Origin of the sequence: Sphingobacterium sp. UBA1897, assembly GCF_002337775.1 — a bacterium.
Taxonomy (GTDB): Bacteria; Bacteroidota; Bacteroidia; order Sphingobacteriales; family Sphingobacteriaceae; genus Sphingobacterium; species Sphingobacterium siyangense.
In genome coordinates this window covers 126606-139421 of the sequence record NZ_DDGR01000004.1, presented here as the reverse complement: position 1 = coordinate 139421, position 12816 = coordinate 126606, and the positions used below count along the sequence as shown (strand labels likewise).

The following is a 12816-nucleotide window of genomic DNA, read 5'->3' as shown; positions in this document are numbered from 1 at the left end:
AACAATATACCAACTTCAAATTAATAGCTTTTTTAACACGTACTTCATAGGGACTTTATAGGGACCTCATTCGGACCTCATTCGGATGAACCCCTATAATCTCCCTATTAATTCCCTTGTATCTCCGATTTTATTTCCTTCTAATCATGCGGTTGATATTTATTGCTCTCTCCCCAGTGTGGTAAAATTTTTCATCTAAAACCACAACTTAGCATCTACAGACCGACTGTTTTCCATTTGGGCATACTTATCCTCAATACAATTAAAAACGAGATAAGCCTATGGGCGATAAAACACCTCAAATTTAATATTGTAATAGTTACACTATCCCAAGTATTTAGTATATTTGATTTTGACCCAAAAATCCATGATTAAAGCTATCTTTTTTGACATCGATGGAACTTTGCTAAGTTTCAAAACACATCAAGTTCCCGAATCTACTCAACAAGCATTTCAATTATTAAAAGAAAAAAACATCAAGGTATTTGTTTCAACAGGAAGGTCCTACAATCAGCTGGGGCATATTCGTTACCTCGATTTTGATGGATATATCACCTTCAATGGCGGGTATTGCGTCACGAAGGAACAGGACGTAATTTATAAAAATAACATTCCTCAAAAAGACATTCGCTCCTTATTGGATTATGCTAAAAAGCGTGAAGACCTGACCTTTTCATTCATGTCTGAAAAAGAAATTTCCTTGAACCAGGTTACACCTGAGGTATTCCAAATGTACCAGCAGGTCAATGTCCCCACCCCACCAGTTCGGGATTACGAAAAGGATTTTGATCTTGACTCAGTTATGCAGGTCAATGTTTTCATCAATCCTGAAGAAGAAGCTGAGTTCATGGAAAATGTGATGCCAAATTCAGTTGCTTCGAGATGGACGCCCGTTTTTGCTGATGTCAATCCGATGGGGCAAAGCAAAAAAATTGGAATAGATGTTTTTTTAGATCATTTCAACTTCAGCTTGGAAGAAACCATGTCATTTGGCGACGGCGGAAATGATATTACCATGCTAGCGCACACCCATATTGGAATTGCTATGGGTAATGCAAATCCCGAGGTAAAGGAAATTGCAGATTACATAACAGACAGTGTTGATGAAAATGGTATCTGGAATGCATTAAAACACTTCAATATCATCTAAAGTTGGATAGTTAAAGTTATTCGAGAAGTATTGCTGTTGCTATTCATCAGCAAATTATGTTTTTCCGGAAAAAGATAGTCCAATCGCTGTCGAAAATCACGTATCAATGTGCTACTAAACTGACTTTCCAGGTAATGGTTCACGCGATAGCTAACTTCCAGCATAATCAGTTTGGATGAGCCCGATAATCGGATCCGAACTGGATGAGAAGACATCGTATTATAACCATTTTCAACAGCATGCTGTACCACAGGAAAAAGAATAAGCGGCGGCAACATAATTTCATCCTGAGACTGTAGCTTATTTTCCCATTTGACTGAAAAACCTGCTGGAAGAAAACGCTCGGCCAACTGCAAATATTGGTTCAACAAGTTAAGCTCTGCCTGCATAGCCTCAAATCGGTCAACATGAAGCTTAAGCAACTGCTCTTGAAAAGCAAAATAGTCCACTGGATCTATTTTGTCACGTTGAATAAAATGCCCTATCAAAAAACTGTCCAGCTGACTGTTCCTAAAAGACAACCTATCCGCCAGTGCTAAAAGCTCTTCATTTCTTACACTCTTTTTACCCAAAAAACGATTGATTATACTCGACATTTCTTAAATTGCTGTAGATTAGAAACACAAAAATAAGGAAACATTATGTCAAATATTGCAATAGTTATTGAAGAAAGAGCCGCTGACATAGGCAATTTCTTAGTTGGGCGACTTCTTCCTTTCAGGCAGAAACGTATGGTCGGCCCTTTTATCTTTATCGACCATATGGGACCTGATAACATTGCCGAACCGCACTTTATGGATATTGCTCCACATCCGCATATCGGGTTATCCACATTGACTTATCTATTCGAAGGTAGCATTATGCACCGTGACAGCTTAGGAAATGCCGTGGAGATCAAACCTGGAGCAGTCAATTGGATGACGGCAGGTAAGGGTGTCACACATTCCGAAAGAACTCCCGAACAGCTGAGATCTACCCCGCACGACCTACATGGGCTGCAGATTTGGGTGGCCCTACCAAAAGAACTCGAAAAAATGGAACCTAATTTTGTTCACATAGAAGAACCACAGCTTCCACATTGGACCGAAGAGGGTGTATCTTATCGTTTAATTGCAGGTGAAATTAAAAACCATCGTTCCGAGGTTCCGGTATATAGTCCATTATATCTTATTGAAATCAAAGCAGAACAAGATGCGACCATTAAACTGGGCGATTACCTATATGGCGAAAGTGGATTATATATCCTCCATGGAACTGTTCATGCGGAAGGCCAGGAATTCGGTCCAAAACAGATTTTAGTTGCCAAGGATGCAAAACTATGTGAATTCGAAATGAAGGCGGGTACTTCAGTTTACATTTTTGGTGGTGAACCTTTTCCTGAACAACGATATATCGACTGGAATTTCGTCGCTTCAGACATTGAAACTTTAAAAATAGCGCGCGAAAAATGGGAAAACCATGAATTTCCAAAAGTACCTGGCGATGACGGCTATATTCCAATTCCACCAGTAAATCCGACTTTAGGACAGAAAAAAAATCAATAACAATGTCCTATACCAATAACAACGTGGACGTATAAATTGGAAAAGTCCCACAAGTAGAAAGACAGAATAAGCAAAAATAAAAATGCTGGAAATCAGACAACGACTTCCAGCATTTTACTTAAGCGATATGAAAGCCGACTAATGGGCTATCCCGCTCACACCACCGGAAACAACGAGTTTCATGGCATCTGTTGGAGACATATCTAATTTTTTCACCTTATCTGCACTGATAATGACAACCTGCCCTGCAAAAGAGTAGGAATATGGAAAATACACCATAACTTCTTCTTCAAGCCCAATGCTTTTTAAATCATGCTGTGTTAAGAAACCTATCTTCTTCAGACCAAACTCATTTACCGTCACCAGGACAGGTTCATTAAATTTCTTTGCATCACCAACAAAGGCCTCCGTAAAATCTTTAATCGAAGAATATAATGTATTTAAAAGTGGAATCCGCTGGATCTGATGATTAATCCACACTTTAATGGGGTCTGTCACAAAATTTGTAAAAATAAGCCCCGCCAGAACCAATACCAAAATAACGGTCAGAATACCTATTCCTGGAATATACAAGGGGTGCCCCCTATCATCCTCCAAAAAATGTTCAGTTAGATTCAATGCCGAATCAACTGATGCAACAATCCAAACTATTAAAAAAATTGCACCAGCTAGAGGAACCACTACCAGGACACCTCGTATCAAATAATTAATAAATCCTCTGATTAATTTGCTAAACATGAATTGAAAATCAAATATTATTCAAAAATGCAGAATATCCTTTATTATTCATAAAAATATACTCTTTTTACGCGTTGGGAAATACTCGTCAGCAGTTCATAGGGAATCGTCCCTATAGCCTTCGCCGCTGACTTTATATCAGGGTAAACGATAACTTCATCTTCCTCTCCAACTTCCACATCCGTTACATCCAACATACACATATCCATACATATATCACCTATAGTAGGGATTAAAAAACCGTTTATCAACATTTTACCGACACCGTTACCAAAACGCCTATCGTAACCGTCCGCATAACCAATTTTAATTGTCGCAATCTTACTGTCTCTATACAGGACGCCGTGCCTATTATAACCTACGGTTTCACCTGCTGGGAGGTATTTAATTTGTGTCACATTCGTTTTCAAGGTACTCGCCTCCCTAATGGGTAAATCATGACGCTCAATATCGATACCATAGAGCCCTATCCCCAACCTCACCATATCAAAATACGCATTCGGCCACAATTCAATACCCGATGTTGCTGCAATATGACGTAGAAAAGAATATCCTATACCACTTTCGAGACGCTTTGTAAACTCATCCAGCAGATCAATTTGTCGTTGTGTAAATTCCCGATCCTTTTCATTACCTGCAGACGCTAAGTGGGAAAATGCAGATTTAACCTCTAAAATCGCTTCCGTACGTAACACAGCTATTAAACGATCGACCTCGTCAGGCATAAAACCCAACCGATGCATACCTGTATCTATCTTAATATGAATCGGAAAAGAAGCTATTTGTTTCGTTTTCAGAAAATTCAAAAAGGAGAACAATATTCTAAAGCTATAAATTTCCGGTTCAAGGTTGTACTGAACAATGGACTCAAAAGAACTTTCATCAGGGCTCATCACTACAATAGGTAATTTTATGCCCGCACCACGCAAATCAACTCCCTCATCCGCAAAAGCAACCGTCAGATAATCCACCCGATTGAATTGCAAAAGATTTGCGATCTCGAAGCTTCCACTACCATAAGAAAAAGCTTTAACCATGGTCATCAACTTCACCTGTTTCGGCAGCAGCTGTCGATATACGTTCAAATTATTCTCGAGTGCATTCAAATTGATTTCAAGCACGGTATCATGTGATTTTGCAACTAAAAGCTGACTGATACGTTCAAAATGAAACTCACGTCCTCCTTTCAATAATACCGTGGCATTTTCAAAAGAAAGCGACCTAATATCGGCCAAGAAAGCAGTTGTATCGCTATATGAAATAGAAGGCACTTCAAATTGTGCAGCCACTTTAGGCAACACTTCACCTATCAATATCAATTTATCCAAACGATACTCACGAAGCAAACGTTTCAGCTTGGACAAACTTTTTTCATCTTCGATATGGACACCAGGGATATCCGACAATATCAACATCTTGAACGGATGCTGTCCCTGCTGATTTAAAAACTCCAGGGCTATCTGCAGCGCATCTAGATCATTACTATACGAGTCATCGATAATTGAGCTATTCTTTTTTCCTTTTTTTAATTCAAGACGCATCGCCACTGGCTGCAACTCTTTAATCCTCGATGCGATCACTTCATTTTCATAACCAAAACGTAGCATCACCGCTACACAATTTATCGCGTTCTCAACATTTCCTTTATCCACAAACGGCACTTCAACGGCAAAGGTGCGACCGGTATAATAGAACGTGACCATAGTAAATCGGTCGTTAACCTGTTTGATGGAATACACTTCCAAAGAAAGGCCCTCATCAAGCCCCCAAGAAAATTTTCGTGGCCTATAAGGCAATTGAATATTTTCGAGGTAACTGTTTGGAAAAATCATGGTTTCAACATTTTTAAAAAGCTCGAGCTTTTCATAAATCTTTTCCTCCTTAGATTTAAAACCAGCTTTGTGGGCAACACCGATGTTGGTCAATAGTCCTATAGTTGGTTTTATCATCTGCTCAAGGCGCAGCATTTCCCCCTTTTCTGAAATCCCCGCTTCGATTAGCGCAAGATTATACTGATCGGATAACCCCCACAAGGACAACGCCACACCAAGTTGAGAATTATAGCTCTTAGGACTTCGGTAAATCTTATATTCAGGAGACATAAGCTGGAAAAGCCACTCTTTTACAATCGTTTTGCCATTGCTCCCAGTAATTCCAATGACAGGAGAATCAAATTTCTGACGATGAAAAGTTGCCAGCTCCTGCATAGCAACTAAACTATCCGCTACCCAAAGAATATTAGCTTCCAAAAGCTCCATTTCCTGTCCCTCATCGGCCTGAAGCACAAAATTACGAACTCCTTTTTCGTAGGCTTCCCGGATATACCGATGACCATCTCTGTTCTTCTGAAGTGCAAAAAAAATCCCGTTGTCCGCCTGAGCAATTTTACGGCTGTCATAAAATAAATGCTGGACAAAAGAATTGGGATCCGTGATAAATGTGCGATTGGGATGTAAAATCTGGGCGATTTCCGATATTTTGTACATTCTCCTGATATATTTTGATTGTGTCAAAACTGAACATTTTTTTAGTTATTTCATATTATTTTTGAAATTTTGACAATATGTTTGACGAAGAAAAAAGAAACAAGAAGATATTAACGCAGCATCAGGCGCAGTTGAAAGCGGAAAGCTATTGCGTCTATCAAGAACGCGCACAGCAAGAAGTACGCGATAAGCTCTACAGCTGGGGACTGAATGAAGTAGAAGTCGAAAATGTATTGGCCAATTTGATCAGCGATAATTTTTTAAATGAAGAACGCTTTGCTATTGCCTACTGTAACGGAAAACTCCGCATGAAAGGCTGGGGTAAAGTAAAAATCAAGCAGGCACTCAAAGCAAAAAGGGTATCCGAACAATTGATAAAAATTGCATTTAAGCAAATCGATCTAGATGAATATGAACAAATCTTAAATCATATCATTGACAAAAAACTCCGTGAAATTAGTGGTAAGAACCACTATGCAGTTAAAAACAAAGTTTATCAGTTTGCACTATCCCGCGGATTTGAAAGTGATTTAATTTTTTCTACACTGAATTCAAAGGAGTTATAAAAAACACAGAAAGAAAGTAAATAAATATTTTGCAATATTGAATTTTCGCTCTATATTTGCATCACCAAAAAGGAACGCAAGGTTCTTTTAAAAATTGAAATAAAATTCCAATGCGAAAATAGCTCAGCTGGTAGAGCACAACCTTGCCAAGGTTGGGGTCGCGAGTTCGAATCTCGTTTTTCGCTCACCTGCCTAGGTGGTGGAACTGGTAGACACGCAGGACTTAAAATCCTGTTCCCGTTAAGGGAGTGCGGGTTCGATTCCCGCCCTAGGTACAAGAAAGCTCATCTAACGATGGGCTTTTCTTGTTTATGCGCGTATATTACCTCGAATGGCCCTATCAAATTCACAAAATGCCCTTCAATCTTTAATAAAGTTGCTTGCGAAGCTCATCAGCCAATGGACATTTTATTTTATCGCCATAAAAATAAGAGAAAGCCGTAGGCCAAACTCAACAATATAAGTTTCAACATGCCTATTTTATACTTGAATAAAAGAAAAAGTGAAAATAGCACCCAAACCAGAGCCATCGGCTCAATGGCATACCAAGAACTGACACCACTTGGAAATAGAATCCCTATACCTAAATAACAGGCTAAATTAACGATTACACCAACTACGGATGCAGTCACTAAAGATAGGATAAATTGTATACATGTATTTTTTTGGGTCCGTTCAATCAGTGGTGCCCCAACAAAAATCAAGGCAAAGTTTGGCAAAAAGGTAAAATATGCTGTAGTGATCAAACCTATTGCGGCCATGGAATAGGACTGATGAAAATGATTGAAGCCAGCCATAAAACCAACATAGGCCAAAACAACCACTAAAGGCCCCGGGGTCGTCTCTGCAAGAGCAAATCCATCTATCATCTGGCTCTTCGAAAGCCAAAACAATTTCTCTGTCACAAGAGCTGCAACATAGGGAATGACTGTATAAGAACCTCCAATCGTCAAATACGCAGACTTTGTAAATAAAAAAGAAAGTGTCTTCCAAAATTCCGTGTCGATGGTAAAAAACAGCAAAATGCTCAACGGAATCAACCATAGTAAGAAAAACAGCAACACCTGAAGAGAAATACGACGGTAGGATACCGAAGGAAGTGTTTCGAGCGTATTGACATAATAAGTAGATTCGAACTGCTTATCTTCATTTTCACGATTAGCATCAATTTTGGAAGTTTTTGACAAGATTGCATATAGTAATAGACCAACAGCGATCACACCCACAATAATCCAGGGCATTGGAACCCCAGCAAAATACGATAGAAGAAAAGCGGCCAATGCTACCAAATAATGCCATGTACTGACAAGAGATTTCTGCCCCACCCGAAAGGTTGCAAATATAATGATCGCAAGAACTGCAGGTTTTAAACCCGAAAATAAAGCAATAAGCAATGCGGTGTTGCCATAGTGCGCATATAGTGTACTGAGTCCGCATATAACAAGAAGTGAGGGAACAATAAAAAATACCCCGGCCAACACAGCACCTTTTATGCCGTGCAACTTCCATCCTAAATAAATCGTCAATTGATGCGCTTCCGGTCCCGGCAACAACATACATGCATTGAGTGCCTGAAAAAACTTCCTGTTACTTACCCATCTTTTCTTTTCGACCAAAAAATCGTGCATAATGGTCACATGGCCGGTTGTTCCACCAAAACTTATCCAACCTAACTCAAACCAAAACCACATGGCTTCCCGAAAAATTGGCTTCTGTCTATTATTTTCTTCCTCTAAATTCATCTTTTTCAACGCTATTTGTCTTAGGCCCGGATTTTATCGAAAACAATTTCTGCAGAACAGGCCCCATTCCGATGTCTCCTGTTTTAAAACACCTTGTTTCGGGAGACCATATACAGCGGTGTAAAACCGCCATATAACTGCATAAAAAAAGCGAGATATCTTAAATATCTCGCTTTTTTTATATTAAGAATTGGTCTGATAAACTATTTTTTATCTAAAATAGTAACTTCCACTCTTCTATTTTTTTGACGTCCTTCCGGACTTTTATTATCTCCAACTGGATTTGACTGACCGAAACCTTTTGCCGTGATGCGCGATTCAGCAACCCCAGAATCTACCAAGAACTTCTTAACAGACGCCGCTCTTTTATCGGAAAGCCACTGATTATACTCAACAGTACCCGTAGCATCAGTATACCCATCAACTTTGATCTTATTATTACTTTCTTTCAAGATCAACGCTAATTTACTAACTTCAGTTTTTGCCTTCTCAGATAGGTAAGAAGAGTTTGTTGGGAACAATAAATCAGACGATATACTAAACTTAATCCCTTCATCGGTTCTTTTCGCGTCATTAAAATCCTTCTTTACATTTTTCAAACCATCATCAGTTCCATCTTTTGTTACAACTGCACCTGGATTGACTACAATAGCTTGTTGTTTACAGGAAAATAACGATAAACTTGCACATAAGGTTAAAATTCCCAAATTAATTTTTCTAAGCATGTCGTTTCTAACGTATTTAATATCGATTTAAGCAAGTAAATATAGCGAAAAAAGTCCAATATGACATCCCTTCTACGTCATATCTAACGTAACAAATCTATTTCTTGGTATATACTTTTTCTAAAGTCTTTTTTACCTCAGGAATATTCTCATACAATTTCCAAATCATGCCTGAATTTGCATTCTCGATCATCACGGCAATCGTTGCCTGATTCCTCGCACGATAACTTTCAGAAACATCGTTGTTTTTAATATCAATCCAGCTTCTGAAACCATATTGTGTAAATAACACATCAGCGTATTCTTCGTAAAATTTACGTAATGCTTTTAGACCAATCTCCTTTTCAAATGGGTAAGCTGCAATAGCTATTGCAGGATTCACCAAATATCCCTGATAGGTATCTTCCACATTTTCCACTCCCCAAATATCTGTAAATCGCGTTCCTATACTCATTTCATTATCTCTCCGTTTATAGGCGAGAATATAACTCGATAAATATTTCTTGTAATCTACAAAGTCATCTACTTTCCCTTTAGGATCCATAATCAAAAAGGGACGATAGACAGACATCAATGATTCATTTAAACTGCCGCCTGCAATACTCTTGGCAAAAATAACTTTGTCGTCGGAGTAGATCGAAATTCCGGCATTTCCCCTATCGCCAATTAAAGGGTTTGCACTTATTGAAAGCGCCAAAGAATCATTTAATTTCATTTTGAGTTCAGGAGCCAAATCACTGGAGTCATCCCCAAAATACAATTCGTTGCCTTGATGTTTGGTTGCAAATCCATTGATATAAGCTGAAATAGCTAAAGGGTGGGTAGGTGAAGACATCGCTAGTAAATAGGTACCCAAACTCTCGTTAAATCCCCCCAAAGGCCTCGATCTAGCTGTACTGTCTACAGGCGACCACTTATTCCAGAGTACATCAGGATTCTGTGCGTCGGTAAAATAGTTCCAATTTATGCGTTCCCAGAGCTTCGTAATATTATTTCTCAACGTCTGTTCCTCGGGATCTTCTTTAGAAAAATATTGGCGGGCGATTAAAAGCGACTCCATGATATGGGAGGTTCCGCGCAAATCGTACGTTGGAATTGAATCGCGATAAAAAGGCACCCCCGACCGGCCATCGTAAAGCGCCGTAAAGACCCCTTGATGTTGTTGCGCACTGCTCAAAAATTTCACAATCCGTGTGAATCTGACCAAAAGAGCTTGTCGCGAGATCAAGTTGTTCTCTCCTGCCACAAGTAATCCTAAGATCGCATAGCCAGTTTCATTTGTAGATACAATAGCCTGTCTATTGCCTCGATCAGGCAGAAACATACCACTATTCACATCATAGTTGTCTATAAAATAATTCACATGAGCATTCCGGATAAAATTTAACATCTCCGTATCCGTACCTTTTTTTGTCTGTACCTCCCTAACCTCAGAAAAAGGAGATTCAACATAATTATAGTCTACCCAAGCGATCTTATAATAATAAGATTTGTTATATTCATTTACCCTATCTAGCGACTTCTGTACATAGATGGGTAAAATTGCGATCGGCTGAAAATTGAGTTTATCTTCCGAACGGTAGATTTTCACATAGCGAATACTTGGTGTTAACGGCAATTGCCAGACCAACTCGACTTGTTTATCCACGGAACTGATCTTAGATAAGATAGCTGCTGATGACAGTCTTACCTTTGGATAGTTTTTGGGCAAAAACTCTATTTGATCGATAAATAGTTGATTTGTCTGCAGTGAAGTTCCATTCTGTTCCAAAATTAAAGCCGAAACAGGCTTCCCTAATGAAATCCCTACAAATTTAGCAACTGGAATGGAAACATTAAGCCAAGTATCATAAGCAAAATCATCGATATAATTTGCGATATCCACAGCATTTGTCCTTGTATCATTTTGCTGCAAGGTGACTTTTGGCAATTGTCCCTTTTCAGTATTGCTTTGAATAAAAAGCTTAAAAGTTAGCTGATCATCCTTGGCAATTAAATAGGGAAATTTCTGTTTATCGTTTAAAATACTTGCCTCCCATTTACCATTAGGAGAAGAAACGTACCGCAAAGAAAGTGAATTGCCTGGCGTAAAAAACAAACTATCGGAAACCGGTAGGCTATAGCTCACATTTTGGATCCATGATTCACCAGTATAATGAGCGATACTCTTCGCATAACTCCCGTTGATAACACTATTGTCAAATAAAACCTCAGGATAACTTTCTGATCGAACAAGTGTAGGTAAGATCAGTAACAAAAGAAAGTAAAAATATTTTTTCAGCATAAGTCAACATTTTTCACAGGCCTACAATCAAAAACTAAGCCACCAGTACGATTATAACGCAAATGTAACAAAGGAATTCCAATGATATTATCCTCCCTAATTTTAATTTCAGAAAAAATGCGCTAAATTAGCCCTCTGAATATTTTCATAAAATAGATATATGAAAACCACGTTTGATTTTGAAAAGCCAATTGCAGACTTGCAATTGCAAATTGAAAAGGTAACTCAAGTTGCCGAAAAAACTCAAGTTGACATGAGCGCAACCGTTCGTGAGCTTGAAGAAAAGCTTGCTTCTACTGAAAAAGAAATATACGGCAATTTAACAGGCTGGCAGAACGTTCAAATGTCACGCCATCCGGATCGCCCTCAAACTTATGATTATATAGAAGCGATCTGCGACGAATTTATCGAATTGCATGGTGATAGAACCGTTAAGGATGATAAAGCGATCGTCGGTGGTATGGCTTCTATTGATGGTAATGCCGTTATGATCATCGGTCATCAAAAAGGTAAAAACACCAAAGAGCGTCAATACCACAACTTTGGAATGGCCAATCCTGAAGGCTACCGAAAGGCCCTACGTTTAATGAAAATGGCTGAAAAGTTCAATAAACCTGTGATCACGTTAATTGATACGATGGGTGCTTATCCAGGACTTGAAGCTGAAGAACGCGGACAGGGTGAAGCGATTGCACGTAACCTCATGGAGATGGCTGTATTGAAAGTTCCGATCATTTGCGTTGTTATTGGTGAGGGAGCTTCAGGTGGAGCTTTGGGTATCGGCGTTGGAAACAGGGTTTACATGATGGAACATACCTGGTATTCGGTCATATCACCTGAATCTTGTTCTTCTATCCTATGGAGAAGCTGGGATCATAAAGAAAAAGCCGCTGAGGCATTAAAATTGACTTCAGAAGACATGTTGGGCAACGGCTTGATTGATGGTATTATCCCTGAACCGCTAGGTGGTGCTCACCAAGATCCTGCGGCAGCAGCGGCTAATCTAAAAAGCCAGCTGTTGAAAGATCTTGCTGAATTGACAGCTAAAGATAGCGATACATTAGTTACTGAAAGAATTGATAAGTTTAGTAAAATGGGAGTGGTAACTGAATAATGTTATCAACACAACCCTAAAAAATAAAAAAGTCAGCAATTAGCTGACTTTTTTTATGGCTACTCTACATCAAAAATACGTATCCTCGTTCCCAAAAAAAGCCTCCATACGAACCAATCCTATCCGCAAGTTTCCTAAAAGGCTTTTTTAACAAAAAATAATTCAGTAATTTTTAAATAGTTACAACTTTAATCAATAAAAAAGACAAAAACATTTTGCACAAATAACTTATTTTTCTACCTTTGCATCACTTTCAAAAACAGAAAGGATTCCGTAGCTCAGCTGGTAGAGCAATACACTTTTAATGTATGGGTCCTGGGTTCGAATCCCAGCGGGATCACAAAAGAAAAGCTAATCTTACGATTAGCTTTTTTTGCTTTATCGGTATTTGAACCCGAAAGAAGTGTAAACAGGGTTTGATCGGAACATGTTAATCTACATCTCAAAATGTTCTATTACCCCACAAT

At 38.8% G+C, this 12816-nt stretch carries 10 protein-coding genes and 3 tRNA genes; 7 read left to right on the top strand and 6 right to left on the bottom strand.

Going from position 1 to position 12816, the window contains the following annotated elements; all coding sequences use genetic code 11:
• The first annotated feature begins 367 nt into the window (after window positions 1-367).
• Window positions 368-1150, top strand: a complete 783-nt coding sequence (locus tag B4N43_RS03370) for a Cof-type HAD-IIB family hydrolase (protein ID WP_088162791.1) — start codon at window positions 368-370, stop codon at window positions 1148-1150.
• Here B4N43_RS03370 and B4N43_RS03365 read toward each other — a convergent pair.
• Entirely contained in the window at window positions 1147-1746 is a 600-nt protein-coding gene (locus B4N43_RS03365; protein ID WP_286732762.1) for a hypothetical protein, read from the bottom strand. The genes B4N43_RS03370 and B4N43_RS03365 overlap by 4 nt on opposite strands.
• 45 nt (window positions 1747-1791) lie before the next feature.
• Here B4N43_RS03365 and B4N43_RS03360 point away from each other — a divergent pair, with 45 nt between their 5' ends.
• Complete coding sequence (locus B4N43_RS03360; protein ID WP_088162793.1) at window positions 1792-2694, top strand: pirin family protein; 903 nt, start codon at window positions 1792-1794, stop codon at window positions 2692-2694.
• Between the two features lie 138 nt (window positions 2695-2832).
• On the opposite strand, the gene B4N43_RS03355 is transcribed toward B4N43_RS03360, so the two are convergent.
• A complete protein-coding gene (locus B4N43_RS03355) occupies window positions 2833-3432 on the bottom strand; it encodes a DUF502 domain-containing protein (protein ID WP_088162794.1) in 600 nt (199 codons plus the stop codon).
• 44 nt (window positions 3433-3476) lie between these two features.
• Window positions 3477-5918 (bottom strand): bifunctional UDP-N-acetylmuramoyl-tripeptide:D-alanyl-D-alanine ligase/alanine racemase, encoded by a 2442-nt coding sequence (locus B4N43_RS03350; RefSeq protein WP_286732760.1) that lies wholly within the window; start codon window positions 5916-5918, stop codon window positions 3477-3479.
• 77 nt (window positions 5919-5995) lie between these two features.
• Here B4N43_RS03350 and B4N43_RS03345 point away from each other — a divergent pair, with 77 nt between their 5' ends.
• The 3 genes from B4N43_RS03345 to B4N43_RS03335 all read left to right on the top strand — a co-directional run bounded on the left by B4N43_RS03345 (window position 5996) and on the right by B4N43_RS03335 (window position 6759).
• A complete protein-coding gene (locus tag B4N43_RS03345; RefSeq protein ID WP_286732758.1) occupies window positions 5996-6484 on the top strand; it encodes a regulatory protein RecX in 489 nt (162 codons plus the stop codon).
• A 112-nt stretch (window positions 6485-6596) separates the two neighbouring features.
• Window positions 6597-6669: transfer RNA gene (locus B4N43_RS03340), tRNA-Gly, on the top strand.
• Window positions 6670-6674: 5 nt separating this feature from the next.
• Window positions 6675-6759 (top strand) — tRNA-Leu (locus B4N43_RS03335).
• Window positions 6760-6897: 138 nt separating this feature from the next.
• Here B4N43_RS03335 and chrA read toward each other — a convergent pair.
• The 3 genes from chrA to B4N43_RS03320 form a co-directional block, all read right to left on the bottom strand.
• Window positions 6898-8226: a chromate efflux transporter gene (gene chrA, locus B4N43_RS03330; protein WP_286732756.1), complete on the bottom strand. Its 1329-nt coding sequence runs from the start codon at window positions 8224-8226 to the stop codon at window positions 6898-6900.
• Window positions 8227-8429: 203 nt separating this feature from the next.
• Window positions 8430-8951, bottom strand: coding sequence for an OmpA family protein (locus B4N43_RS03325; RefSeq protein WP_075994015.1), 522 nt, complete (start codon window positions 8949-8951; stop codon window positions 8430-8432).
• 97 nt (window positions 8952-9048) lie between these two features.
• Complete coding sequence (locus tag B4N43_RS03320) at window positions 9049-11235, bottom strand: glucoamylase family protein (RefSeq protein WP_286732755.1); 2187 nt, start codon at window positions 11233-11235, stop codon at window positions 9049-9051.
• 160 nt (window positions 11236-11395) lie between these two features.
• Here B4N43_RS03320 and B4N43_RS03315 point away from each other — a divergent pair, with 160 nt between their 5' ends.
• Complete coding sequence (locus B4N43_RS03315; RefSeq protein ID WP_046671762.1) at window positions 11396-12349, top strand: acetyl-CoA carboxylase carboxyltransferase subunit alpha; 954 nt, start codon at window positions 11396-11398, stop codon at window positions 12347-12349.
• Window positions 12350-12616: 267 nt separating this feature from the next.
• A tRNA-Lys gene (locus B4N43_RS03310) sits at window positions 12617-12689 on the top strand.
• Window positions 12690-12816 lie beyond the last annotated feature (127 nt).